This window comes from Hyphomicrobiales bacterium, from assembly GCA_002869065.1.
GTDB lineage: Bacteria > Pseudomonadota > Alphaproteobacteria > Rhizobiales > Rhodobiaceae > Rhodobium.
This window is the reverse complement of sequence record PKTR01000004.1, coordinates 181,355-208,347: the sequence shown is the minus strand read 5'-3', so window position 1 is coordinate 208,347 and position 26,993 is coordinate 181,355. Positions and strand designations below refer to the sequence as shown.

Annotated in this window: 20 protein-coding genes, 1 tRNA gene and 1 pseudogene; 18 read left to right on the top strand and 4 right to left on the bottom strand. The window is 60.3% G+C overall.

Annotated features, from left to right (window positions below):
• The first annotated feature begins 13 nt into the window (after positions 1-13).
• From C0606_13395 to C0606_13380, 4 genes are all read left to right on the top strand, one after another.
• Complete coding sequence (locus tag C0606_13395; GenBank protein ID PLX36799.1) at positions 14-1,108, top strand: efflux RND transporter periplasmic adaptor subunit; 1,095 nt, start codon at positions 14-16, stop codon at positions 1,106-1,108.
• Positions 1,105-2,178 (top strand): efflux transporter periplasmic adaptor subunit, encoded by a 1,074-nt coding sequence (locus C0606_13390; GenBank protein ID PLX36798.1) that lies wholly within the window; start codon positions 1,105-1,107, stop codon positions 2,176-2,178. Before C0606_13395 ends, C0606_13390 begins: the two co-directional genes overlap by 4 nt.
• Positions 2,178-5,243: an ACR family transporter gene (locus C0606_13385; protein PLX36797.1), complete on the top strand. Its 3,066-nt coding sequence runs from the start codon at positions 2,178-2,180 to the stop codon at positions 5,241-5,243. The genes C0606_13390 and C0606_13385 overlap by 1 nt, the downstream gene beginning before the upstream one ends.
• A gap of 106 nt (positions 5,244-5,349) precedes the next feature.
• A tRNA-Ser gene (locus C0606_13380) sits at positions 5,350-5,440 on the top strand.
• Positions 5,441-5,672: 232 nt separating this feature from the next.
• On the opposite strand, the gene C0606_13375 is transcribed toward C0606_13380, so the two are convergent.
• The 3 genes from C0606_13375 to C0606_13365 are packed head-to-tail and all read right to left on the bottom strand — an operon-like array spanning position 5,673 to position 8,171.
• A complete protein-coding gene (locus tag C0606_13375; protein ID PLX36796.1) occupies positions 5,673-7,325 on the bottom strand; it encodes a recombinase family protein in 1,653 nt (550 codons plus the stop codon).
• Between the two features lies 1 nt (position 7,326).
• Positions 7,327-7,848, bottom strand: a complete 522-nt coding sequence (locus tag C0606_13370; protein ID PLX36795.1) for a hypothetical protein — start codon at positions 7,846-7,848, stop codon at positions 7,327-7,329.
• Complete coding sequence (locus tag C0606_13365; GenBank protein PLX36794.1) at positions 7,845-8,171, bottom strand: hypothetical protein; 327 nt, start codon at positions 8,169-8,171, stop codon at positions 7,845-7,847. The genes C0606_13370 and C0606_13365 overlap by 4 nt, the downstream gene beginning before the upstream one ends.
• A gap of 412 nt (positions 8,172-8,583) precedes the next feature.
• Here C0606_13365 and C0606_13360 point away from each other — a divergent pair, with 412 nt between their 5' ends.
• From C0606_13360 to C0606_13295, 14 genes and pseudogenes are all read left to right on the top strand, one after another.
• On the top strand, positions 8,584-9,429 hold the full coding sequence (locus C0606_13360; GenBank protein PLX36793.1) for a chlorite dismutase: 846 nt from the start codon (positions 8,584-8,586) through the stop codon (positions 9,427-9,429).
• 107 nt (positions 9,430-9,536) lie between these two features.
• Positions 9,537-12,083: a hypothetical protein gene (locus tag C0606_13355; protein PLX36792.1), complete on the top strand. Its 2,547-nt coding sequence runs from the start codon at positions 9,537-9,539 to the stop codon at positions 12,081-12,083.
• A gap of 16 nt (positions 12,084-12,099) precedes the next feature.
• The gene (locus C0606_13350; GenBank protein PLX36791.1) at positions 12,100-12,963 is read left to right on the top strand and encodes a hypothetical protein; all 864 of its coding nucleotides are present in this window, start codon (positions 12,100-12,102) and stop codon (positions 12,961-12,963) included.
• A gap of 12 nt (positions 12,964-12,975) precedes the next feature.
• On the top strand, positions 12,976-13,701 hold the full coding sequence (locus tag C0606_13345; GenBank protein PLX36790.1) for a hypothetical protein: 726 nt from the start codon (positions 12,976-12,978) through the stop codon (positions 13,699-13,701).
• Positions 13,698-14,144: a hypothetical protein gene (locus C0606_13340; protein ID PLX36789.1), complete on the top strand. Its 447-nt coding sequence runs from the start codon at positions 13,698-13,700 to the stop codon at positions 14,142-14,144. Before C0606_13345 ends, C0606_13340 begins: the two co-directional genes overlap by 4 nt.
• A 376-nt stretch (positions 14,145-14,520) precedes the next feature.
• A complete protein-coding gene (locus tag C0606_13335) occupies positions 14,521-16,158 on the top strand; it encodes a hypothetical protein (GenBank protein PLX36788.1) in 1,638 nt (545 codons plus the stop codon).
• Between the two features lie 362 nt (positions 16,159-16,520).
• Positions 16,521-17,156 (top strand): Denitrification system component NirT, encoded by a 636-nt coding sequence (locus C0606_13330; GenBank protein PLX36936.1) that lies wholly within the window; start codon positions 16,521-16,523, stop codon positions 17,154-17,156.
• Between the two features lie 66 nt (positions 17,157-17,222).
• The gene (locus C0606_13325) at positions 17,223-17,987 is read left to right on the top strand and encodes a hypothetical protein (protein PLX36787.1); all 765 of its coding nucleotides are present in this window, start codon (positions 17,223-17,225) and stop codon (positions 17,985-17,987) included.
• A gap of 386 nt (positions 17,988-18,373) precedes the next feature.
• Positions 18,374-19,090 carry a DNA-binding response regulator gene (locus C0606_13320; protein PLX36786.1) on the top strand — a complete coding sequence of 239 codons (717 nt, stop codon included), beginning with the start codon at positions 18,374-18,376 and terminating at the stop codon, positions 19,088-19,090.
• Positions 19,091-19,093: 3 nt separating this feature from the next.
• Positions 19,094-20,284 (top strand): hypothetical protein, encoded by a 1,191-nt coding sequence (locus tag C0606_13315; GenBank protein ID PLX36785.1) that lies wholly within the window; start codon positions 19,094-19,096, stop codon positions 20,282-20,284.
• Positions 20,285-20,564: 280 nt separating this feature from the next.
• Positions 20,565-23,333, top strand: a pseudogene (locus C0606_13310) (molybdopterin oxidoreductase).
• Positions 23,334-23,420: 87 nt separating this feature from the next.
• Entirely contained in the window at positions 23,421-24,413 is a 993-nt protein-coding gene (locus tag C0606_13305; protein ID PLX36935.1) for a respiratory nitrate reductase subunit beta, read from the top strand.
• Between the two features lie 193 nt (positions 24,414-24,606).
• Positions 24,607-25,272 (top strand): cytochrome C554, encoded by a 666-nt coding sequence (locus tag C0606_13300; protein PLX36934.1) that lies wholly within the window; start codon positions 24,607-24,609, stop codon positions 25,270-25,272.
• 308 nt (positions 25,273-25,580) lie between these two features.
• On the top strand, positions 25,581-26,225 hold the full coding sequence (locus C0606_13295) for a hypothetical protein (protein ID PLX36784.1): 645 nt from the start codon (positions 25,581-25,583) through the stop codon (positions 26,223-26,225).
• Between the two features lie 149 nt (positions 26,226-26,374).
• Here C0606_13295 and C0606_13290 read toward each other — a convergent pair whose 3' ends face one another.
• The gene (locus C0606_13290) at positions 26,375-26,989 is read right to left on the bottom strand and encodes a hypothetical protein (GenBank protein ID PLX36783.1); all 615 of its coding nucleotides are present in this window, start codon (positions 26,987-26,989) and stop codon (positions 26,375-26,377) included.
• Positions 26,990-26,993: the final 4 nt, after the last annotated feature.

Sequence of the window (26,993 nt, the reverse complement as noted above, 5' to 3'; positions counted from 1 at the left end):
CTGTTTCTGACCGATGGGGAAAGATGTGACCATCCGCCGTTCGCTTGTTGTTTGCGTCCTTGCTCTGGCGGTCTTCGGCTGCCGGGAGCAGTCGAGCGAAAGCGACAAGCTCCCAACGCTCGTCCGCGTCGAGACCGTGGCCTTTGCCGAGCACTCCGAGACCATCGAACTGACCGGGGAAATCCGTGCCCGGGTGCAGAACGATCTGGCGTTCAAGGTTGCCGGACGCATCGTGGAACGGTTCGCCGATGTCGGCGATCACGTTGCCGCGGGCACCACCATCGCCCGGCTCAGCCCGCATGAACAACAAGCCGACCTCGAGGCAGCGGAAGCCAGCGTGCGGGCGGCGGAAGCCGTTTTGCGCCAGGCAAAGACAACGCTTGAGCGGCAAAAGGCGCTGCTCGGCAAGGGGTTCACCACACGACGTCAGTTCGATACGGCGGAAGAAGCGTTTCGCGTGGCGGAAGGTACGCTCGATGCGTCCGAAGCAAGACTTTCGACGGCGCGCCAGAACCTCGCGGACACGGAATTGAAGGCGGAAGCCGACGGCGTCGTCACCGCGCGCAGCGGCGAAGTGGGGCAGGTCGTTCTGCCCGGGCAGGCCGTTTTCACCTTCGCCAATGATGGTCCGCGCGACGCCGTGTTCGATGTTTTCGAGACGTTGCTGGCCAACGAACTGGCCACACAGGAAATGACTGTTTCGCTGGTTTCCGATCCGGCAGTGACGACCACAGCGATTCTTCGCGAGGTCTCGCCGACGGTGGATGCCACCAAGGGGACCGTCCGGGTGAAATTCGGTATCGACAATCCTCCGGCGGGCCTGACCCTGCAGGCGAGTGTCGCTGGCAAGGTACGTCTCAAACCGGAACGGCTTGCGCTTCTTTCGTGGAGTGCGCTGACGGTTTCGGCGGACGGCCCGGCTGTTTGGGTTCTCGAACCGGAGAGCCGCTCGGTTTCCTTGCGCCCGGTCGAGGTGGCACGGCACGAGCGCGATGTCGTGATGATCCGCTCAGGGGTCGAGCCCGGTGAGCAGGTGGTTGCAGGTGGCTCCCAGCTGCTCCATGTGGGGCAGGTGGTGGCGGTCGCCGGCGCGGGAGAGGGCCAATGAAAAATCTCCTGCCGCTGTTGTTCGCCGCCGCCGTTCCGCTTCTTGTGGCCGGGTGCAATGAGGAAAAGGCGCCGAAGGAGCCGCCGGTTCGCCCGGTCCTTTCGGTCGTTGCGAGCCTGTCGGCGGCGGCCGATTCCGGCTTCGTCGGTACGGTCGAGCCGCGCTTCAGCACCGATCTCGGGTTCCGGGTTCTCGGGCGGATGATTTCGCGCAGTGTCGATGTGGGCGACACGGTCGACAAGGGTGCGCCGATCGCGAGCCTCGATGCCTCGGCCTATGAATTCGCGCTGCAGGCAAGCAAGGCCAACCTCGCGGCGGCGAAGGCGCAACTTGCCAACGCGCTTGCCAGCGAGACGCGGCAAAAGACGCTGCTTGAACGCGGTGTGGCGACACAGGCCGATGTCGACGCGGCCGAACAGGCACGCAAGAGTGCCGAGGCGGCGGTGACGCGAGCTGAGGCTGACCTCTCCAAGGCCGAAGAACAGCTTGGCTATACGCAGCTCACGGCGAGTTTCGATGGCGTGGTGACAGCCGTTGGGGCCGAGGTCGGGCAGGTCGTCTCGGCCGGTGAGATCGTGGTGACGCTTGCCCGGCTCGATCGGCGCGAAGCGGTTGTCGACATTCCTGAAAACGTTAGCGGAGTTGCGGTCGGTAGTCGTTTCGAGATGACCGTGCAGGCGCCCGGATCGCCGGCGGTCGAGGGGACGGTGCGCGAAATCGCGCCGGAAGCCGACCGCGCGACACGCAGCCGGCGGGTGCGCATCACGCTCGACGAGATGCCGGCACCGTTCCGGCTTGGCGCAACGGTGACCGCGCGGCCGCTCGAAGCCGTTCAATCGCGCCTGCGGCTGCCGCTGTCGGCGTTGCTGGAAGAAGACGGCAAGAGCTTCGTGTGGGTGGTCGACGAGGCGGCGGGCTCGGTGAACAGGCAGTCGGTAACGGTCGGCGCGCGCAACGCCAGGAGCTTCGTGGTCGTCGACGGGCTGGAGGCGGGAACACGGGTCGTCACGGCGGGCGTCCACAGCCTTGACGACGGTCAGAAAGTGCGTGTCGGCGAGGGAACGCGGTAATGAAGAAGTTCAATCTCTCCGACTGGTCGCTGCAGCACCGCTCGCTGATCTGGTATTTCATGCTGATCTTCATGGTGCTCGGCCTTGGCTCGTATATCGAGCTCGGGCGGCAGGAAGATCCAGATTTCACCATCAAGACGATGCTGATCCAGGCGCAATGGCCGGGCGCGTCCGTCGAGGACACGATCAACCAGGTCACCGACCGGATCGAGAAGAAGCTCGAGGAATTGGCCTCGCTCGACTACACGCGCAGCGTGACGACCGCCGGCAAGACCACGATCTTCGTCAATCTGAAGGCCACCACCAAGGGCCACAATGTTCCCAATGTCTGGATTCAGGTTCGCAATCTGATCGACGACATCAAACCGCAATTCCCCTCCGGCGTTGTCGGGCCCTTCTACAATGACCGTTTCGGCGACGTGTTCGGCAATGTCTATGCGTTTACCGCCGACGGCATCAGCTTCCGGCAATTGCGCGACTATGTCGAAGAGGTGCGCGCCCGCGTGCTGACGATTCCCGACGCCGGCAAGGTCGAACTGATCGGCGAACAGGACGAGGTCGTCTACCTGGAGTTCTCGACCCGCAAGATGGCCGCGCTCGGCGTGACGCGGGCAATCGTCCTGCAGACATTGCAGGAGCAGAACGCGATCACGCCGTCCGGCGTCATTCAGGCGGGGCCTGAGCGCATCAGCGTGCGCGTCGACGGGCAATTCGGTTCCGAACGGGACCTCGAGAACGTCAATCTGCGTGTCGACGGGCGGTTTTTCCGGCTGAGCGATGTCGCCACGGTGCGGCGCGGCTATGAGGATCCGCCCTCGACGCTGTTCCGCTACAAGGGCGAACCGGCGATCGGGCTTGCCATCGGTATGAAGGCGGGCGGCAATCTGCTCGACTTCGGCGAGGCGTTGAACAAGGAACTTGACCGGGTTGTCGAAAAACTGCCGGTCGGTGTCGGAATCCATCTGGTTGCCGACCAGCCGGGCGTCGTCGAGGAAGCGGTCGGCGGGTTCACCCGCGCCTTCTTCGAGGCGGTGGCCATCGTGCTCGCGGTCAGCTTCATCAGCCTTGGCGTGCGCGCCGGCATCGTCGTCTCGCTGTCGATCCCGCTGGTGCTGGCGATCACCTTCCTTGCCATGCAACTGCTCGACATTCCGCTGCAGCGCATTTCGCTCGGCGCGCTTATCATCTCGCTCGGTCTGCTGGTCGATGATGCCATGATCGCGGTCGAGATGATGGTGGCGCGGCTCGAACTCGGCGACAATCTCAACAAGGCGGCGACCTACGTTTACACCTCGACGGCGTTCCCGATGCTGACGGGAACGCTGGTCACCGTGGCGGGTTTTATTCCGATCGGCCTCAACAACAGTAACGCCGGCGAGTTCACTTTCACGCTGTTCGTGGTGATCGCGGTGTCGCTGATCGTGTCGTGGATTGTCGCTGTGCTGTTCACACCGCTGCTCGGCGTCACCATGCTGCCGGCAAAACTCAAGCACCATCACGAGGGACCGGGCCTGGTCGGGCGCATCTTCGGGCGGCTGCTCGACTTCGCGATGCATTTCCGCTGGGTGACGATCATCCTCACGGTGGTGATCTTCGGCCTGTCGCTCTACGGCATGCGCTTCGTACAACAGCAGTTCTTTCCGCAGTCGGACCGGCCGGAGCTGGTCATCGACTGGACGCTGCCGCAGAACGCCTCGATTGCCGAGACCAGGGCGCAGATGGACCGCTTCGAGGAGCATCTGAAGGGTGATCCGGATATCGAGCGCTGGTCGTCCTATGTGGGCCAGAGCGCGGTTCGCTTCCTGCTCTCCTTCGATGTGCAGGTGCCGATGCCGTATTTCGGCCAGATGATCATCGTCACCAAGGGCATCGAGGCGCGAGAACGGGTGAAGGCGCGGCTGAAGCCGATCCTGCGCAACGACTTCGCCGGGACGGACGCCCACCTGCAGCTGCTGGCGCTCGGGCCCCCGGTCGGTCGGCCGATCCAGTATCGCGTCAGCGGCCCGGACATCGAGACGGTGCGGGAGTTCGCGCAGAAGATTGCCGCTGTCGTCAGCGCCAACAAGCACGTCGGCTCGGTCGTCTATGACTGGTTCGAGCCAGGGCGGGTGGTGCGTGTCGACGTGCTGCAGGACAAGGCGCGCAAGCTCGGCATCAGCTCGCAGGATATTGCCGGCTCGCTCAACAATGTGGTCGGCGGCACGACGATCACGCAGATCCGCGATTCGATCTATCTGGTTGATATCGTGGCGCGCGCCAACGAGGACGAACGCCACTCGATCGAAACAATCCAGCAACTCCAATTGCCGTCAGGCAACGGCCAGTCGATCCCGCTCGCGGCGGTGGCGAATTTCCGCTACGAGACCGAGCAGCCGGTGATCTGGCGGCGTAGCCGCGTGCCGACGATCACGGTCAAGGGCACAATCGCCGACGATACGTTGCCGGCGACCATCGTTGCCGAATTGAAGGGCGACATCGATGCGGTGCGCGCCGGTCTGCCGAACGAGTTCAAGATCGCCATGGGCGGCTCGGTCGAGGAAAGCGCCAAGTCACAGGGGCCGATCGCCGATGTGGCGCCGTTCATGATCTTCACCATGGTCACCATCCTGATGTTCCAGCTGCAGAGCTTCCAGCGGCTGTTCCTGGTGTTCGCGGTGGCGCCGCTCGGTCTCATCGGCGTGGTCGCGGCACTGGTTCCAAGCGGCGCGCCGCTTGGCTTTGTGGCGCTGCTCGGCGTGCTTGCGCTGATCGGCATCCTGATCCGCAACTCGGTCATTCTGGTGGTGCAGATCGAGGATCTCAGGCGCGACGGCGTGTCAGCGTGGAACGCGGTGCGCCAGGCGACGGAGCAACGCACGCGTCCGATCATGCTGACGGCGGCGGCGGCGAGCCTTGCGCTCATTCCAATCGCGCGGGAGATCTTCTGGGGACCGATGGCGTTCGCCATGATGGGCGGCATCATCGCCGGCACCATGCTGACGCTTCTGTTCCTGCCGGCGCTCTATCTCGCCTGGTTCCGCATCAAGCCGGAGGCGGCGGCATCGGACGGGCCGAACGAGGCCTGACGCGGCATGCGGGTTCGCATTCCCCGGGGAAAGCGCGTGCCGGGTGGCAATTGGTCGGACAAAAGGCCTTGAATCGGGCGCGCTTTCGCCTTAGACGGGTCGTCACGGAGACGTGGCCGAGTGGCTGAAGGCGCTCCCCTGCTAAGGGAGTATACGTCAAAAGCGTATCGAGGGTTCGAATCCCTCCGTCTCCGCCACCTACTAATCTATTGATATTATGTAGTTTTATTCCTTGGTAATAGAGGCGAAATGTCCACCTCTTGCCGAGTGCAGGGCGCTGCAGAGACGCAATTTTCAGCCCGCAAATCCGGCCCAATTTGGCGCAAGTCTCTGTTGGCCGTTGTGGGCGATACGGTTTTCGGCGTTCTGGCTGGTGAAGGGCTTGGCCTGGACGGGCTGCCGATTGCTCGGCGCACTCGCCGCGTTGTCTCAGAGGGATGCGAAGGCTTGGCGCTGGTCGCTCCAGTCGGCCGGCAACTGGCGGCGCTTGAACCATTCCGAGGTAAAGCCGACCGGCTGGGTTCCGGCCACAACCTGATCGAGGATGTCCGGGGCGAGGAAGGCGAGACCGATCATCTGCTGGATGCGATTGGGTGTGGTGTTCTCGCGTTCGGCCAGCTTGCTGAAGGTGGTTCCTGCCTTGATGGCATCGTACCACCTCCGAGCGGTCAGGATGTTCTTGACGAGGATCGGATCGATCCGCGGTGTTGTGGCGCCGAGAATGATTTTCGTTTCGATCCCGCGCCGCTGAAGGCGGAACGGAGCGGTGAGTTGGCATGCCTCGGCGACGAGGCGGTTGCGGTCGATGCCAAGGCGGTCGGTAAGCGCCTTCCGGTCGAGCCGCACTATGACAATGCCTTGCGCAAGGTCGACACGCCGCATGAGCGGAGCCCATTCCGCGGCTCCGTGTTCGCGTTCGCAGTCGGCGGCGAGATGGTGCAGCTTGTCCCGAAAGTTCGTGATTTCCGAAGCTGTGATGTTGGCGATCAGATCGGTGAGGAAAGCCGGCTTTATCAGAGAGTCGCGGAGAACACCTGAGAGGAAAGCTTCGATCTCGCCTGCCGGCAGCCGCCAGGCATCGGCGTGGCTGTGGCGTCGATCGGTGATCAGTCGCCGTGAGACGTAGTAACGAAGACGCTTGCCGTTCTTTTGCGTGTGGCTGGGTGTCAGGCGATCGCCGGTTTCGTCGAAGAGCTTGCCGGCAAGCGGGGAATGGGCCGAGGAGTTGCCCTTTCCGCGACTGCGGGCGGAGTCTTCGATCAGTCGATCCTCAACCTGCTGCCACAGCTCCGGTTTGATGATTCCCGGGTGCTGGCCGTCTTGGACCCTGTCCCGATGCCGGATACGACCTGCGTAGAGCGGGTTGGTCAGGATGCTGTAGAGGTGCCCGGCGGTAAAAGGCCGATCGCCGGAGATCCGCCCCGATCCGCTGATACGTTTGGCCGTTCGCAGGCCCAGGCGATCGGCTTCCTCCCTGGCGGCCCGAACCGATCCCAGTTGCAGGTAGAGGTCGTAGAGCGCCCGGACCGTAACGGCTTCCTTCTCATCGATCGTCAGGGTTCGTCCCTGTGGCCGGTATCCGATGGGGACATTGCCCCCCATCCAAAGACCCTTCTTCTTCGAGGCTGCGATCTTGTCGCGAATGCGCTCCGCCGTGACCTCCCGCTCGAACTGAGCAAAGGAGAGCAGCATGTTGAGGGTGAGACGTCCCATGCTGGTTGCAGTATTGAACGACTGGGTGACTGAGACGAACGACGCGCCTGCCGCATCGAGACGATCGACGATCTTGGCAAAGTCAGACAGGGGACGGGTCAGGCGATCGATCTTGTAGACGACGATCTGATCGACGTGGCCGGCCTCGATATCTGCTAGCAACCTCAGCAAGGCCGGTCTCTGCAATGTGGCACCTGACAGGCCTCCGTCGTCATAGCGGGTCTGGACCGGTATCCATCCCTCGGCTTTCTGGCTGGCGACATAGGCGAGGCAGGCCTCCCGTTGGGCCTCGAGCGAGTTGAAATCCTGTTTGAGCCCTTCCTCGGAGGATTTGCGAGTGTAGATCGCGCAGCGAAGGCGACGGGTCATGTCAGGCACTCCTCATGCCGGACCGACGCGCTGTCTTCGATCTCTGACCACCTTCGTTTCCTGACGATCGGTTCAGGCCGAAGAACCGCGGTCCGGACCAATGGGCGCCGGTGATCCGTCCGGCAATTGCCGAAAGCGAGACGTAACGTTCTCCAGCCATCAGATACCCGCCCTCGACCACGTCAACCGTCCAGGTTCGTCCTTTCCATTCCCGGACAAGGCGGGCTCCCGGCTTCAGCACCGCGCCGGTTGAAGCTCTCGACGTTTTTCCATTGCCGATGCGCTTCAGATCTTTGAGCGTCTGAGATTTCGGGGCATCCAGGGCAGCACACTGCATCTCGAAGGCAATTGCCCGTCGCAGAAAGGGAAGCGACAGGCTTTTCGGCGGCGGAGCGCCGATCATCTCCCGCCAGAGACCAAGGAGTGCCGCTCGATCGGAGCTGTCGAGTTCCGCAAGAGCAGTCGTCAACGCCTCGGGGGAGGGTACGGGTACAGAGGAATGAGATCGTCGCCGGGACATCATTCCTCGACCTCCGGCAACCCGTGCGCAGTATTCCCCGACGAAGGCTCGGCTATTATCCGATAGGTCGGACCAGCCCTGTCCTTGGCCGCCTTTGCCGTCGCGACGCTGTATCCGGCCTTTCTCAGGCCGGAGATCGCGGCCCGCACGGTATGCGGTTGCCAGCCGAGCGCACGGCCGATTCCAGCGGCCGAAGTACCATTCTTCCGCCGCAGCATTCCGATCAGACGGGATGTCTTGGTCTGCCTTGGGTCCTGTTTTCGACCTGCGGACTTGTCCGCTTCGGAGGTGGGCGAGGTCGTCGAATTGAGAAGATTGCTGGTCATCAGAAGACTCCTGGAAGAATGCCACGGAACTATTCCGGTGCTTCCACCAGGCAGAGCCCGGATATCCGGGCGAACGCGGATCTAATGACGACGGCATATCAGCGCCTGAACACTACCGCTCTTCCTGGAGGAGAAGTCCAGTGGGTTTTCCGTGATTTAAGACGTTATTCCATAAAGGAAAATGGACGCCGGATCCGTCGCCCGGCGCGACAAAAATCAACGGAAGAAAATCACCAAAATACATTCGCGCGCGAACGTTGGCGGGCGGTAGCTCAATCGGTTTTTTTTTTGTTTTGTGATTGAGATCACACGACCCGGTCGGAGGCGTTTCATTCTCAAGGCGGACGTCGGTTCGAACCGTATCGTCCACTTCATCGCCGCCTAGCAATACCTCCAACCTAGAGTGTCAGATATGAATCCGAAACGTTTTAGAAGGAACTGGTTGTCCGCCGGTGTAGGCGTCATCGCAATTGCCGCCGCTGCCGTCGTGGGATCCGCCAGCTTCTCCAGCTCGGCCTCCGCCGAAGAGATGATGGTGGAACGGGCGAAAATCTTGAAGGACATCGGCGTCTACGGCCTCTTCACCACCTTCAAGGTCCGGCCGAGCTATTACATGCTGGACGCCGCAGAGCGTGCCATGGCCGCCGATGAAGTCGACGCGCTGGTCATGGCGCACAAGGACAAGGTCCTCGTCGATGCCTACCTGACCCGCGGCTTCGAAAGCGAGTCCGACTTCATGCTGCGGCTGAATGCCTATGAGCCGCTGAACTCCCAGGCGTTTCTGACGGAATTCGCGGCGACCCGGCTCGGTCGCAATTCCGACGTCACCTTCTCGGTTTTCGGTGTCACCAAGCCGCTCAATCACACAACCAAAGAGAAATCACCCGACCTGCTAAAAGCACTGCAGGAAACCGCCTATTCGGCACCGGATCCGAAATACGCCTTCATGATCCCCATCGCCAAGGATGCCGAATGGTGGAACATGTCGGAAGCTGACAAGCTGAAGAGAATGGAAGAGCATACGCTCCCGACACTGCCGTTCCTCGTCAACGTCAAGCGTAAACTCTACCACTCGACCGGCATCGATGACACGGATTTCATCACCTACTTCGAGACCGCCGATCTCGTCGCCTTCAACGACCTTAACATCGCACTGTTTTCAGTTCCTGAGATGCTGAACAACACGCGGTATGGGCGGCCGACCGTGATGGGCGCGATCATGTCCGTGAAGGACGTGGTGATGGCTCTTTCGAAATAGCTACGAGTCTTCTCTCCCCGGGGGCGGTTCTGCCGCCCCTGGCGGACTTCCGTTGATCGGTTGACTGGTGCAACTGGTCTTCAGAACAAAGGAAAAATGGTGTCGCCATGTGGACAACAAGTCGACGGAATTTCATCAGGGGTGGCCTCTATGCAGCAGCCTTCGTAGGCTCGCCGTTCGCCATCCGCCAGCCGGTTCTTGCGGCGCTTGAAATAGCAAAGGGTCCGCGTCCCTGGGAGGACGGTTATCGCAAGATGGTCGAAGGTGACCAGGTCGTACGCACCGTCAACCTGCCGAACTGCACCGGTTCGTGCGGGTGGAACGTCCATGTGCGCGGCGGCATCGTGCATCACGCCGAACCGCCCTATGACTATCCCGATGCCGACTACAGCCCGCGCGGCTGCATGAAGGGGCAGACCTACCATAAGCGGACCTACGGGCCGAACCGGGTCAAGTACCCGATGAAGCGCATCGGCGCTCGCGGTCAGGGCCACTGGCAACGGATCAGCTGGGACGAGGCGTACGACTACATCGTATCGGAAATCAAACGCATCAACGAGAAATACGGCCCCAAGGCGGTATGGATCTATCCGCCGGTACCGGCGACGGGTCTTGTCAAGCAGGGTGCCGGTTTCCGCTTTGCCGCGGTCAACGGCTTCGGCATCGGCACCTTCTACAACTGGTACGGCGACCTTCCGATCGCCCACCCGATGACATGGAACGTCCAGACCGAAGAACACGAGCTGATGGACGTCCAGAACTCGAAATACGTCATCATGTGGGGCAGCGACATGGTGCAGACCCGCATTCCCGATGCGCATTTCTTCATGGACGTGCGCGCCAAGGGAGCGAAGACGGTCTATATCTCGCCCTATTTCGACCCGACCGCGACAGCCGTCGACGAGTGGGTGCGGGTACGCCCGGGCACCGACGCTGCCCTGGCGCTCGGCATGTGCCACGTCATCGTCAAGAAGGGCCTTGCCAAGGACGAGCCGATCCGGCGGACGACCAGTGGCCCGCTCCTCGTGCGCGCCGATAACGGGAAGTACCTGCGTCAGTCGGACGTTCAGGCCGGCGGCGACGAAAAGGTCTTCATGGTCTGGGACGCTGCTATGGGCGGACCGGCCGCGGACGAGTATTTCAGCGACAAGCCGGCACTGACCGGGACCTTCACCGTGAAGCTTGCGGATGGCAAGGAAGTCGCCTGCTCGACGGCCCACACGCTGTTTCTCGCCAAGCTCGAGGAGTTCGATCCGGCGACCGTGTCCGAAATCACCGGCGTGCCGGCGGCGGACGTCGAGCGTCTGGCGGTCGAATATGCCAGCCACGCCCCGGCCTCGATATGGTCCGGCACCGGTATCAACCACTGGTACCACGGCGATCTGATGGGGCGGGCGGTGATCGCGCTGACCATCCTGTCCGGTAATGTCGGCGTCAACGGTGGCGGCGTCAGCCCGTGGGCCGGCCAGTACAAGATGCGCCTCAATCCGACCGACTACTTCTTCCCGCTGAAGGAAGCCGGCAAGGACGATCGGTATCGGCCGGTTCCGCTCGACACCGCCTACGTGGTCAATGGGCCGACCGACACCATGGCCAACCGCGAGAAGCTGTGGCGGCAGGTCCGCTGTATCTGGATTGCCGGCGGCAACCTGCTCGGGCAGGCGTCGGATCAGAACACACTGCTCTACAAGTCGCTTCCGGAGGTCGAACTGATCGTCGCCCCGGAAATCGAGATGAGCTCGAGCGCTCAGCTCGCCGATATCGTGCTGCCGGTGGTCAGTTGGTACGAGCTGTCGGCCGATGTCGCGACGACGCCGGCCCACCCGTACATCCAATACGTCGAGGGACCGGTCGCACCGCTCTACGAGGCCAAGACCGATTTGGAGATCTACCACGAGGTCTGCAAGCGGCTGGGCACGGGCGACGTCTTCAAGTTCCGCGAACCGGTCGATGCGGTCGACCATCTGCTGAAGACGGGCGGTCCGCAGGTCGAGGGTATCACCCTCGAGCGACTGCAGAAGGAACGGGTCATCCGAGTCAACAGCCCGTCCAATCCGATTGCCGCCTTTTCCGAGGAGATGCAGGGCAAGAAATCGTTCAAGACCGCGACGAAACGCCAGGAGCTCTACAAGGAGGAGGATCGCTTCCTCGAATTTGGCGAACAGCTGCCGACCCACAAAGAGCCACAGATGGCTACTCCGTACGGGCGGTCGATGGAGTGGAAGGAGGCCAAGAAAGTCCAGAACCCGGACTTCGAGAAATATCCGCTCTACTATCTGGCGCGCCATACTCGCTGGAGCGTCCATTCGTCCTGGCGGACCGAAGACCTCGTCCGCCGACTAGACGATGTCGGCGAACCGCTCCTCGAAATGAACCCGCTCGACGCCGCCAAGCGCGACCTGTCGGCTGGCGACTGGGCGATCGCCTACAACCAGGATGGCTACGTCAAGGCCCGGCTGAAGCTGCGCGAGGCCGTCCCCCCGGGAGCGGTGCTGATGTATTTCGGCTGGCAGCGCGAACAGATCCAGGACGGACACTGGAACGCTCTCAATCGGAACGCCATCAATCCGATCCACGAGATCTACTTTATCCCCAATGTTTGGGGCCCCGTGTCAGGCCACTTCGACGAAATATGCGAAGTAAAAAAGGCTTGAGATCAGGAGATCATCGATGTCTGAAGAACTCTGGCAAAAATACTACGGTCAGCCGAACCCGATCTACGGGAATACCAAGCAGTACGGGATGCTGATCGACCTCAACAAATGCTTGGGGTGTCACACCTGCACGATCTCGTGCAAGACGTCCTGGACCGACGGTCCGGGCCAGGACAACATGTACTGGAACAGTGTCAACACTAAGCCTTTTGGCGCCTATCCCAGGCAGGATGAAAACGCTCCGGATGGCAAGGACTACACCAATCCGAACCTCTATCAGGACGTGCCAAAGGGAGTCTACCCGAACCTGTGGCAATTCTATCTGCCGCGCCCCTGCAACCATTGCGCCCGTCCGGCCTGCCTGCCGGCATGCCCGACCCAGGCGATCTACAAGAACGAGAATGGTCTCGTGCTGATCGACGAGGATCTGTGCCAGGGGTACAAGAACTGCATTCAGGCCTGCCCCTACGACAAGATCTACTTCAACAGCGTGACGAAGAAATCGCAGAAATGCATTCTCTGCTTCCCGCTGATCGAGAAGGGGCAGGAGCCGCAATGCGTGAAGAGCTGCGTCGGCAAGATCCGCGTGTTCGGCGATCTGATGGATCCGGAAAGCCCGATTTCCAAGCTGATCCGCGATCCCTCGCTCGGTGCCAAGCCGTATGATCCCGACAAGCATTTCAACGCCGTGACCCGGTACATGACCGAAAACGAACGACGGCAGTACCGCCCCGATTTCGGCACCATTCCGTCGATCTGGTACATCCTCCCCAAGAACGTTCCGATGGAGGAACTGGAGAAGTATTTCGGTCACGCGATGAACGGGTTGATCGACGAGCCGCACGCTCCCGAAGCGCGGCTCAAATACACCAAGGCGTAGGAGGCACACCCCATGAACACTGCGGTTGCTTCCCGTCCGCCCGGGGAGGTCGAAATCTCCGCACACGGGAAAATGTATCATTTTCTGTCGATGTGCTTCGCCCATCCCGACGGAGACATGTTGGAGTGGTGGCAGGGGGGCACTGCGCTGGAGGAAATCCTCGCTGTCGCAGGGCGCCTGCCAAAACCGGAAGACTTGGTCGAAAAACTGATGTCGCGAGTGAAGGAGCTCGTCGAGGACGCAAACCAGCTCAGCTTTGAAGAGTTGGAAGCGACTTACATCAGGATGTTTGCCTGCGGCGTTCCGCAAGTTCTCTGTCCGCCGTACAGCTCGTTGTTCACGTCGGCGGACGACGACAAGCGTCTCGGCGAAATGATTGCCGTCCGCGATTTCTACGAGGACTGCGGAATGGTCGTTTCGGCCGACTTCAAGGACCTGCCCGACCACATCTGTGTCGAATTTGAATTCCTGCAGTATCTCGCCTACGAGGCAGAACGGGCCAGAGTTGGCGGTGAGGAAAAGCTCGGCGCGTTCTTCGAGGACAAGGCGCGGGGGTTCATCGACCGCCACGCCATGGGCTTGCTGGACGGCATGGAGGCCGTCACTGCGATGATCAGACCGCACAACTTCTATTGCGGCCTGATCGGTTTCGCCGCCGCTGTCCTGCGCCACGATCGCGCCTGCCGGCACGCTGCGACCAGCGGCACTGCTTCAGTTCAGAAAGGTTTGGACCAATGAAACCGATTTTCCAAAATGTAGCGTTTTTCGCAGCAGGAGCCCTGCTGCTCGGCATGGCAGTCGCCGATGGTGCATCCTCACAGGACGTCGTTTGGGAACCGGCCATGCCACGTCTCAAGTCGTCGGGTGGCGAGGTCTCGGTCGAGCGGGGGCAAATGCTCTTTGTTCGCCATTGCGTCAACTGCCACGGCGTTCGCGGCGACGGCGCCGGGTTCAAGAAATACTCGTGGCAGGACTACCAGTACATCCCCGACCTGACCGACCCGGAATTCATGGAGGCACGCAAGGATACCATCGCCACGAGCCTGCACGACGGCTTGAAGAACCTCGAACCGCCGCTCGTCGTGATGCCGTCATTTGCCTACGTTCTATCGGCGGAAGATCAGGAAAGCGTCCTGGCCTTCGTCAACACATTGCAGCGGAAAGCGCCGATGAACCAATGACGGCCATGGAGCCCGGCATTTTCGCCGACTGTTGCCCGTGCCGGTCAGACCAACGGTCGCGACCAGGACTTGTCCCTGTGCGGACAAGAACATCCCCCCCTCGTCCTGCCAATGCCCCGGCCGGACCGACGGCGCGGCAACTCTGAGTTCGGCGGGAATGCCGGACTGCCTTTTCGGGGCGGTTCGTTCCTTGCGGGTGATGTCGATCTACCCCGGGGACGGCACTGACCGAAATAGATAGCAGAACGAATTTCTCAGATTTCAGTTTCATGATTTAGCACCAAGCAGTATCGGTTTGTTCGAAGGGAGCCTTAATAGCGAAGGTTGTCGATGGAAACCGGTGAGGCATTTGGGCCGATATGGGCATCTCCGTCAGATGACGAACCGCCAAGGCGTCGTGCGAGTTCACTGCGCGGTCTACCAGGAGGTTGGCGTGCCGATACACACACCGCTATGGCTTGGCAAATGCATCAGGATGGCCCTTCTGACGGCGCTTTTTGTCGGAATAGCTGCCCTTGCCCGAATCTGGCCACTCGGCGCGCTTGAGGCGCGCGTTCCGTGGATTACGTTCTATCCCGCGGTGACGCTGTCGGCACTGATCGGTGGCGGTTGGTTCGGCGGGATGGCAATCGCCCTTACCATTCTGTTGGTGCTCGTTTGGTCGCCCGTCGACATGCCGTTTATCAACGACGAGCGGGACTGGCTCGGTGTCAGTGTGTTCGTACTCAATTGCCTGATGATCTCGATCATGGGCGAAGCGATGCTGCGATTGCGTAAACGCGAAACCCTAGCCAAGGAAGAAGCTCAGGCGGCGCGGGCCCAAGCCGAATTCGCCAATAGCGCAAAGAGTGAATTTCTGGCCAACATGAGTCACGAATTGCGCACGCCGCTTAACGCAATCCTTGGATTTGCGCGACTTGCCAATGCAGATCCAAATATAAATAAAGAACTAAGAGAAAAAATTAGCATAATTATAAATAGTGGCGATTATCTTGTGAAATTAATTGGTAATATTCTCGATTTTGAAAGAATAGAAGCTAATAAAATAGAATTAAGCTATTCAGAATTTGATATAGAAGATATTCTGAAGTTAGTGTATTCAATTAGTATACTGCAGGTCAATAAAAAAAATATCGAACTAAAAATTGTAGTAAATAGTAATGCGCCAATTATTGTTCGCTCAGACAAAGAAAAAATACAAGAAATATTGATAAATATCGTCGGAAATGCCGTCAAGTATACCGAGTCTGGCGGCGTTTCGGTAACCTGCAGTATTCTGCGCTGGGAAAAACCGGAAAAGGCGACCCTGCGATTTGAGGTGGAGGACACCGGCGTCGGCATTCTGGAGGAGGATATCGCCAGAGTTTTCCTACCGTTCGAACAGGGGAAATCTCTGCCGGCGGCGCGCTCGGGGGCCGGCCTGGGCCTGGCAATCTGCCGGCGTTATATCGACCTGATGGGCGGCCAGATCGAGGTTGTCAGCGAACCCGACAAGGGGTCGGTGTTCCGCATCGACGTGCCGGTCGAACTCAGCGTCGGAACCCGAGTCGTGACGCCGGCGGCGGCGCCGAGGCGGGCGATCGGTTTGGCCGAAGGGCAACCGCGCCTGTGCGTCCTGATCGTCGAGGATCGACTCGAGAACCGCATGCTTTTAAGGCAGATCCTCGAGCGCTTTCATTTCGATCTGCGCGAAGTCAGCGACGGGCAGTCGGCGATCGTGCAGGTCGAGGAATGGCGGCCACACCTGGTTTGGATGGATGTCCGGATGCCGGGGATGGACGGACTGCAGGCCACGCGGGCCATTCGAGCCAACAGCGGCGATCCCCAGCCGAAAATCATCGCGATGACCGCCCACGTGCTCGACGAAGAACGCCAGCGGGCTCGCGCTGCCGGGTGCGATGACTTCCTCTGCAAGCCCTACCGCGAAGACGACATTGTGAATCTTCTGGCGAAACACTTGGGATTGCGTTTCGTTTATGACGGCGAAGCAGGGAATAGTAGCGGCCACGACTGAACGCAATCGCGTTATCAAAATGTGATTTCTACGTTATCACCACGAGAATTTTCATCTTTACAGTCCTGTTCGAAACAAGGTGCTGGCCGGTATTCGAGCGGTCACGTCCGGCTGCGGCAAGGTTGGCCGTGCCGGATGAACCCGAAAAAGCGGAAATCGGTATCGGCGCAGAACGGGCGAGGGAGGCGCTGGGCAATACGTGATCTATCGGCCCTCTCATTCTCGACGGGATTCTCGGATCGGGTGGGCAATGCGAACGAAAGGCTTTGCGACCACGACAGTTCCCACTTCGTATTCTCGGTCCAGAAAATCCGAGCAATCTTCGTCCAATTGGTATGTCAAAGCGCTTGGTGGAGCGTCGCATGCCGCCATTCTTACAGAATATCAAGAAGTGGCCTGTTGCGGTGCTGGTATCCCTGGCATTCGTTTGCGGGGGTATCGGCGGTGTTGTGTTCTGGGGTGGGTTCAACACCTTCATGGAATACACCAATACGCTCGAATTCTGCATTGCGTGCCATGAAATGCGGCAGACCGTGGCACAGGAATACATGACCAGTCCGCACTACTCATACGCTTCCGGTGTGCGGGCGATCTGCTCCGATTGCCACGTCCCGAAGGAATGGGTCCCGAAACTCAGGCGCAAGATCCAGGCGAGCAACGAGCTGTATCACTGGGTGGTCGGGACAATCGACACGCCGGAGAAGTTCGAAGCGATGCGCTTCGAAATGGCCAAGCGCGTCTGGGCGCAAATGGAAGCGAACGACTCGCACGAATGCCGGAATTGCCATGCCTACGATTCGATGCACTGGGAAAAGCAGCGCCGCGCCGCATCGGAAAAAATGAAAGATGCGGCCGAACAGAAGAAGACCTGCATCGAGTGCCACAAGGGTATCGCCCATCAACTGCCCAAGGAAGCCAAGGCGCTGGACAGTAGTCTTGGGCTTGACCTTGATTTGCTTAATGGAGGCGGAAAACCAGCTGGAAATACGCCCAAATAGACCAAGATAAACATCGTTCAAGAATCGAACAGTCTAAGATAACCGCAATAAAGTGGAAAAGAAGCTATGAGTCCTGATCTTGCTCGCCTTGGGATGTGCTCCTGCCGGTGTCCGATCCGGGCGTGTTTCGATGGAACGGAGACCTGTTCGAAATCGCGATGGGTACTGCGTCGTCGCCTGGGCAGTGGCGACTGCATCACGTCCAATACCACTGAAACCTACGGATTGCGGATCGTCATTTCCGGTATCGTCAAAGTTTTCGACTACACGAGAAACGGCGAGCAGTTCATCCACAAATTCGTCTATCCGGGCGAATTCCTGAAACTGCAGCCGTGGGCCGAGATTCCCAAATGTACGACGATCGCGCTGACCGACGTCAAGATCTGCGATATCGCTTATCAGTGGCATCGGCAGGCTGAAGCGCCATTTCCCGGCATCGACCGGGTGCTGCTCGCATCGGCGATCTGGGAGAACAACCACGCCGAGCTCTGGCAGCGGATACTGGTATTGCGCAAACCCTTGGACCGGGTGATCTATTTCCTGCTCGACATTGCCGAACGGTCGGGCATCTATTGCGACCGCGAATGCTTGATCGAATTGCCGATGACGCGCTCCGATGTCGCCGATTACCTCGGCCTCAAGCGCGAGACCGTCAGCCGGGCGTTTTCTCAGTTGCGCGACGAGGGTTACATCAGCGTCCTCAACCGTCAGACCCATGCAATTCGGAATATCCGGCGGTTGGCCAATCTCGTCGACTCCGAGATCGTTACGTCGTCCGTCAACCCGCAGCAATCGGGACGGATCGACGCTCCTCGCCAGTACGACGCATAGGGGCCGCCGGCGGTTTCGATACCCAACCAGGGGAGCCGAGGTGGCGGTGGAATTCCCGCCATCCGCGACCGCGCTGGACAAACGGCAAATTCAACGTGCAACGTGTTCATGTCCTTGCCGGCCTGTCCTCACCGATGGGTCCCGCGATGCCGGCATTCGTATGGTGACCGGCAGCAGGGGAGGACAAAAGCCTGAATCGGGCGGCTATGTCCGCCATGATGGCCCGCACGGGGGAAGGCCCGCCGGGCGCCAATCGGTGCCATTGCGAAAGTGACCTGCGTTCGGCGCTGCGGTCGCCAATCGGGGGGGGGGGGATCACGCTGTTCATCGGCGAGCCGGCGTGGAATAATCGGACTTGAATCGTTTGGCGCCAATAAAGGGCCGATATGCCGCGTTCGGTATTGATCATCGAGGACAACAAGGACATCGCGTCGTTGATCGCCATACATCTGCGCGACAGCGGTTACGATGTCACCATCGAACACTCCGGCGACACCGGGCTCGAACGGTTCAAGGCCGGCCGGTTCCGTCTGGTGGTGCTCGATCTGATGCTGCCGGTTCTCGACGGCCTGAGTATCTGTCGGATGATCCGCGAATTTGATCGAACCGTCTCGATCCTGATTCTCACGGCAAAGGCATCCGAACTCGATCGGGTCCTGGGCCTGGAAATCGGCGCAGACGACTACATGACCAAGCCCTTCAGCATTCGCGAGTTCATCGCACGGGTCAACGCGCTGTTCCGGCGGATCGATGCAGCCGCCAGGATTGCCGCCGAAAATCCGGCACAAGAAGGCAGTGCAGCGCATCTGATCGATGTCGGCAGCATCCATATCGATATTCAGAAGCGGCAGGTTGCCGTGAATGAAAAGGCAATCTATCTGACCGCCCGCGAGTTCGAACTCCTGCTGCACTTTGCCCGCAATCCGGGCCGGGTATACAGCCGCATAGAACTTCTCGAGCAGGTATGGGGATACGCCTTCGAGGGATACGAACACACCGTCAATACCCACATCAATCGCCTGCGCGCCAAGATCGAGCGGGATCCGAAGAACCCCGTCTTCATAAAAACGATTTGGGGTTGCGGGTATAAAATGGCCGACTAGTCGATGACCTGTTGTCTGTCTGTCGAAGCGCTATTGCCTGTCGAATTGTTCACCGCGAAATTGGCTTCCCTGTTCTTGCCGTTCGATACCTATGAACCGGCGATCGTGGCCGCCTTCGCCCCGGTCGACGGATACGCCGGGCTTTGCGGCTTGGCGGTGTTTGCCGGCGCGATACCCGACCTGTCCGCGGCCCAGCCCGTTTTGGCGGCGACCATTTCGGCCGGCGCGATCGGATGGGACAGCGGGTGGTATTGGGGACTCGGATTTGTCGTCGGGCTCACGGTTGGGTTGGCGGCGCTGTGGGCAACCGCCCGCCGTCTCGGGCGCCTTTCGAATAGGGTGCGGGCATTGGAGCAGCACCTCGCAGCAGTTGGAGGGCCGTTGGCCACGGGCGGGCGCACCGGGGCGGCGGAACACGACCGGCTCGAGGAAAGACTCGATCGGATTTCCGCCGCGCTCGATGACTGGACGGCACAGTACGGTCGAAAGAATGACCTGCGCCGCCGATTGATTTCTCAGCTTTCGCATGAGCTGCGCAGCCCGCTTGCGTCGGCCTATGGCTATCTGGAGACACTACAGATGAAGCGGGAGCAGATGACCCAGGAGCAGCGGTGCGAATACGTCAACATCGCCCTTCTGCAGGTCCGGTCGGTGGAAAAGATCGTCTCGAACATGTTCCAGCTGGCGGCGTTGGAAGCCGGTGACGTCGCACTCCAAAGGGAAGCGTTCGCGATCGACGAGCTCATCAACGATATCGCGCAAAAGCACCTGGCTCACGCAGACCGGCATGGAACGTCGATCTACCTCGCGACGATGCCGCAGATGCCATTCGTTGCCGGCGATGTGGGCGCAACCGAACGGATTTTCGATCATATTCTCGACAACGCGCTTCAGTTCTCGAGTAGCGGCGACCGGGTAACCATACGTGCGGCCGCCAAAGATGGATTTGCCATGGTGTCGGTGGTCAATGAAGGAGCCCGCATTCCGTCTTCTGATCTGCCGCACCTGTTCGAGTCGTTCTTCACGACCCACAGCAGTTCCGGCCATCAGTGCCATGCCGGCCTTGGTCTCGCCATTGCCCGCCACCTCGTCGAATTGCAGGGCGGTCGGATTAGCGCGGAAAACCTGAACGACTTGAAAGGCGTCGCCTTCCACTTCACGCTGCCGCTTTACGGCGACGACGCCGACGGCTGATCGGCGCCGAGCGTTTTCGATTCTTCGAAGGAACGGCGGGACGCCACGACGCGCGGCCCTCGCTGCGACCTCGTTCGGTCGCAATAACCCCCATTATTTCGCGCTGTGTGATCGCAATCACACTCGGGTTGCCGATCGGCACCATCCTGTCCTCCATCTGTCGTCGCGACGGGTCGGCTTTCCATCGCGACTCGATAGCTAACCAATCCGCAGGTCATCAACGCTACGGGGCGAAATTACTCGAGAAATACGCCTCCGGCGACGAAAAGGAGGTAGGGAAGTGTCGAAGACAACGCGAAGAACCTTCCTGACAGGTGCAAGCGCCACCTGCTTGGGCGCCTCCTTCGGCAGCGGATTTGCTTTCAGGACGCTCGCTGCCATGAGCGACCCGATGGTGCAGCACGACTATAGCGGCTGGGAAAACCTGCACCGCGATCAATGGTCTTGGGATGCCAAGACCCGCGGCACCCACCACCTCAACTGCACTGGTTCTTGCCCGCATTTCGTCTATACGAAGGCCGGCATCGTCCTGCGCGAGGGGCAGTCGAAGGATATTCCAACCTTCGACGGCGTTCCGGAATACAATCCGCGCGGCTGCAACAAGGGGTCGTGCGCTTCGGACTACATGTAGAGTGCCCATCGGGTGAAATACCCGCTGATCCGAGCCGGTGAACGTGGCGAAGGCAAGTGGCGGCGCGCGACCTGGGACGAAGCGCTGGAGATGATCGCCGACAAGATCGTCGACACGATCCGCGACGAAGCCCCCGATTGCATCAGCGTCTACACGCCGGTTCCGGCGGTGTCGCCGATTTCATTCTCAGCTGGCCATCGGTTCGCGCACTATATCGGCGCTCACACTCACACTTTCTTCGACTGGTACGCCGACCCTCCGACCGGCACGACCCAGACCTGCGGCATCCAGGGCGATACCTGCGAGACCGCCGACTGGTACAACGCCAAGACGATCTTTGTCTGGGGCGCTAATCCGGCGACCACCCGCATTCCCGATGCGCACTACATCTACGAAGCGGCGCTCAACGGTTCAACGGTCGTCAGCATCTCGCCGGACTACAACTCGACGTCGATCAAGGCCGACCTGTGGATCCATCCGAAACCCGGCACCGACGCGGCGTTGGCCCTCGGCATGGCCCACCAGATCATCAAGGCCGGCAAGTTCGACGCCGCGAACATCAAGGAACAGACCGACATGCCGTTCCTCGTGCGGAACGACACCGGCATGTTCCTGCGCGAAGCGGACGTGGTCGAAGGCGGTTCGGACGGCAAGTTCTACGTCTGGTGCACGAAGCAGATGAAGCCGGTGCTGACGAAGGGCAGCTGGGGCGAGGAACCGGAGAAGGCCCCGCCAATCCAGCCGCCGTTCTTCGGCCGCAACACCCTGACCTTCCCGGACGGCCACATCGCCCTCGGCGAGGTCGAGCCCGCCCTCCAGGGTACCTTCTCGGTCCAGCTGAAGGACGGCACGGCCATCGACGTGCGACCGGTGTTCGACGTCTTCTCGGAAAAGATCATGGGATCGTACACCCCGGCGCAGGTGAACGAGATCACCGGTGTGCCCGCCGACATGGTCGTTCGGCTGGCAGACCTCTACGCGACCGAAACACCGTCGATGATCATCACTGGTGGTGGCACCAACCACTGGTACTATTCCGACGTCGTGCTGCGGACGTTCCATTTCCTGTCGGCGCTGACCGGCAACGACGGCAAGAACGGCGGCGGCGTTAACCACTATGTCGGGCAATGGAAGCCGACCGCCCTGCCGGGTGTCGCCGCGCTGTCGTTCCCGAACTCGCTGGCCAAGCACCGCGTCTGCCAGACCACGATCTGGTGCTACTACCACAGCGAAGTCTACGACGCGATGGAGAACGAAGGCATTGACACGGCCGCCTATCTGCGCGCCGGCCTGGAAAGCGGTCAGATGCCGATCTATCCGCGCGATGGCCGGGACCCGAAAGTCCTCATCGCCTACCGCGGCAACTTCCTGAACCAGGCCAAGGGTCAGGAATACATGGTGCGGAACCTGTGGCCGAAACTCGATCTGATCGTCAACCTCAACTTCCGAATGGATTCGACGGCGCTCTATTCCGACATCGTCCTGCCGTCCGCGCATTGGTACGAGAAGACCGAACTCAGCATGACGGAAGAACATACGTTCATCCACATGACCGAGCCGGCCATCCCGCCGATGCACGAATCGAAGACGGACTGGGAGATCTTCCGGCTCCTGTCGCAGAAAGTGCAGGAAGCGGCGGTCCGGAAAGGCTTCGAGAAGTACTACGACGCCCAGTTCAAGTGGGCTCGCAACCTCGGTGAGCTGCTCAAGGACTACACCGCCGAAGGCAAGCTCGAAAACGACGTCGATGCCTGCCGGTTCTTCCTCGAGACGGCGCCGCAGACCAAGGGGCCGCACCGCTTCCGCGCGAACTGGACTTCGCCGATCGAAGACAACGTGCCCTACACGCCGTTCAAGTTCTTCATCAAGGCGAAGAAGCCCTGGCCGACCCTGACCGGCCGGCAGCAGTTCCTCATCGAGGCCCAAACCTTCCGCGATCTCGGCGTCGAGCTTCCCGCCTACAAGGCGCCGGTCGATGCCGACCGCTATCCGTTGCGGTTCAACACCCACCACAGCCGGTTCGCCATCCACTCGACGTGGAAGGACAACGAACTGATGCTGCGGCTGCACCGCGGCGGTCCGCTCGTGGAAATGGGAACCGAGGACGCCAAGGCGCGCGGCCTCAGGGACAACGACTGGGTCGAGGTGTGGAACGACCATGGCCGCATCATCGCCCGCCTGAAGATCCGTGCCGGCGAGCCGATGGGGCGCGTATCGATGTGCCACGCCCCGGAATTCTACCAGGATCTGATCGAGGGCAGCTCGCAGAGTGTCCTGCCGATCCGGATCAATCCGACTTCGCTCGTCGGAAACTACGGTCACCTGCGGTTCAAGCCTAACTACTACGGACCTGGCGGTGTGCAGCGTGACGTTCGTGTCGAAGTGAAACGGTACTTGGGCGCGGCATCGCCCATTTGAGGCGGATGAACGAACCGGGCGCCGCTCCCCGCGGCGTCTCCTCGTAATTCGTGGACCAAAAGGAAGATGGCTATGTCTGAAAAAGCCATGTCGACGTCCAAGAGACAGATTGTGTTCGGGGCCGACCTCAACAAGTGTATCGGCTGCCAGAACTGCACCGTCGCCTGCAAGAAGGCGTGGACCCGCAACGAAGGCCAAGACTACATGTACTGGCGCAACGTCGAAACTGCGCCTGGCCTTGGATATCCGAAAAACTGGGCGAAGAACGGCGGCGGCTTCGTCGACGGTCAGGTGCAGAAGGCGACTGCCGGCCGCTCGCTTGCCGACTACGGCGTTCCGTTCGCATTCGAGTACCACGACCGGCTGTTCGAGGGTAAGGGCAAGCACGTCAAACCGAGCCCGGTCGCCCGTTGGGCGCCGAACTGGGAGGACGACCAAGGCAGCGGCGAGTTCCCAAACAACTTCTTTTTCTACGTGCCGCGGATGTGCAATCACTGCGATAACCCAGCCTGCCTGATCGCTTGCCCCAACGATGCCATCTACAAGCGCTCCGAAGACGGCCTGGTGGTCATCAATACCGACCTGTGCAAGGGCGCTCAGGACTGCGTAGCGGCATGTCCCTATGCCAAGTCCTACTTCAACCAGAAGACGACCAAGGCCAACAAGTGCTTCGGTTGCTATCCGCGCATCGAAAAGGGCATAGCTCCTGCCTGCGTCGCCCAGTGCAACGGCCGGGCGATGCATGTCGGCTTCCTCGACGATCCGATGAGCTCGGTGCACAAGCTGGTGAGCCAGTGGAAGGTTGCACTTCCTCTCTTTGCCTACCGCGGCACTAAGCCAAACGTGTTCTGCGTGCCACCGTTCCTCGGACCGACCGTCGAGGACATGCAGGGCGCACTCGGCATGGAATCGAAAATCCCGATGTCGCTCCTCGAAGAGTTGTTCAGAGGTGATGTCGGCGCCGCGATCGACGTGCTCAAAGCAGAGCGGCAGAAGAAGAAGGATACCGGCATGTCCGAACTGATGGATCTGCTGATCGGCCAGCGGTCGGCCGACATGATGCTGAATCCGCTGGCGTAATCGAAACGGATCAGCAGCGGCGGACTAGTCGCGGACAAATGCCGATCCGGCGAGCGGCCCGTATCCGGGGCCGTTCGCATTCCCTCCGTTGTCCGCCACCGACCGACCATCGCCCCTTTGGCCATGGACGTGCTTTTCGGACGGAGACAAGACGATGACGCTAGTGATCCGTGCACTTCTTTATTCTGCAGTGATGTCGGCAGCCTGCCTGTCTGCCGCCGTCGGAACTTCGGCTGCCGAGCCGACCTATGTCGGCGTTCTCGTTTGTGCCAAATGCCATGAGCACCACGGCCAGTCATGGGCGAAGACGCCGCATGCGGCGGCGCTGAATTCGCTTAAACCGGCGATGAAGATCGAGGAAAAGCAACGGGCGGGCCTTGATCCGGAAAAGGACTACAGTGCCGATCCCGGCTGTGTCGGCTGCCACACCACCGGGTTCGGGACGGTCGGCGGCTATAACCCTGCCGAACCGGACAAGACCCTGGCGCGTGTCGGTTGCGAATCCGGCCACGGCGCCGGCAGCGTGTTCCGCGAGGAACATAGTGAAGCCGAACGGAAAATGCAGGCCGAGGCGGAGGCGACGAACCGCAGCGTTCTGGTGGCGGCCGGCCAGAATTTCGATTTCGAGGGTGCTTGCGCGACCTGCCACATGAACTACGAAGGCTCGACTTGGTCGGGAGCAAAGCCGCCCTATTCGCCGTTCACGCTGGCGGTCGATCCGAAATACGCCTTCGATTTCGAAGTGGCCGTTCGCGGTGAAGGCATCCACACCCACACCAAGCTGTACGACATCTTCGTCGGCCCGCCGATCCCGGCTTTTCACGAGGAGTTCCAGAGCACGGCTGTGGAGTCGCAATAGAACGAACATTGCGAGGCGAACATCTTGAACGTCTCGCCGTGACCACTTCAGCGGGCGATTTCGTTGGCCGGTGTTCCGTGAAAGCGTGGAGCATCGCGTAGGCGATCGGAGACCGTTGATCTCGACAAAGATGCGGTAAAACAACAAAATAGAATGTAATCGCGACTGCGGATGACCGCTGAGCACTCTGGAAGTCGATGAACTTCGCTTCGGCGGACGGTTTCGGTGAAGTGAGGTAGTTCGGCAGATGCCCAATAGCTCGTAAGATCGGTGGCCGAGCGGCGGTGGAGCTAAGAAAGGGAGATGCCATGAGCGATCTTCACCAGGGCGAATTCGCCCGTGCCGAGCTCTGGGGATTTCTGGCATTCGGGTTCAGCTATCCGGAGGAGAAACAGTTCGCTCTGATCGCCGATGGCACCTTCCGGACCGATGTCGCCAACGCTCTCCGTGCAGCGATGGCCATGTCGGACGATACCGTCCAAGAATTGACGGGCAATCTCGCGAACGTCGGGGACAGCTTCGCACAGTTCGAAGCCGACTACCTGCGGAGCTTTCACACGAATACGCCCATGGATAGTGCATCGCTCTACGAAAGCCACTATGTCCGAGACAAGGACAAGCCCTTGATTATGCTTGAACTGAAGGCATTTTTTGAAAATTTCGGCCTCGCAGTGAAGAAACAGGACGGCAACCTCGAAGATTCGCTCACCGGCGTGTTAGAGATGATGCATTTCCTGGCGAAAAGAGAAGTTCAATCCCTCGTCGACTCCGCCAACGCGGACCCCTATCGCCGTGCGCAGGCCGATCTGCTGAACAAGCACATGGCGCAGTGGATGAGCGCTTTCCGTGCCGACGTCGACAAGAAACTGAGTCCCGGTTTCTTCCGCGACCTCGCGACCATTGCGGATTGTTTTACGTCTTACGAAGGCGGACAAACCCTAGAACAAATATAAGCACCCGCATAGGCGGATAAAAAATTATAGGTCAATTTCAAATTTTGAGTGATGTAGCAGATTTGATAAATTCGTGTGCGGTTAATAGTAAATAATAGTGACCTGCTGCCGGTTTCTCGTACTCCGAGATCGGGTCTACTTGCGTTGGCTCAGTAATCCTCTCCCAGCAAATCCGAGCGTCTATCGATGGCGTCCTTGAATTTTTCCGTCAGCATCGTTCGCGCCAGCTCGTCGGTGATGCCCGGATCGAGGGCCTCGTCGAGAAGATCGTAAAAGAACTTCGCGAGCGCCGGGCGCCTGACGGCGAAGAACACCGCCGGGCCAGAGCCGCCCATGGCATAGCCATGCCAGGGCCCGCCGTGCTGGATGACACAGAGCACCTCGTAGAATGTCGGTTCTGGGTCGGGCTCGCCCGCGGGAAACAAGAGGTTGGGGGCAATGGCGAGGCGGAATACGGGTTCGATCTCTTCCAGATCCATGCGCTTGCCCGTCGAGAGCAAGGTCCAAAGGTCGTCGAGAATGTAACAGCCGTCGCTTTCGGCCGAGTAGTAGCCCGGCAGGATCCATTCCTCCTGGTATCCGGGCGGATGGTCGTAGGCAGCGTTCGAGAACAGCGGTTCGTCGCCGAGGAAGAGGCCGATCTGCAGGAGGCCATAGACTTCGCCCTCCCAATCGCGTCCGGTGAGCGAGTACCAGCGGACCGAAAGGCGCAGCGGCTTGTCGATCGGATCGTCTGCTTCAAGGGAATTGATGAGTTCAGCCATTTCT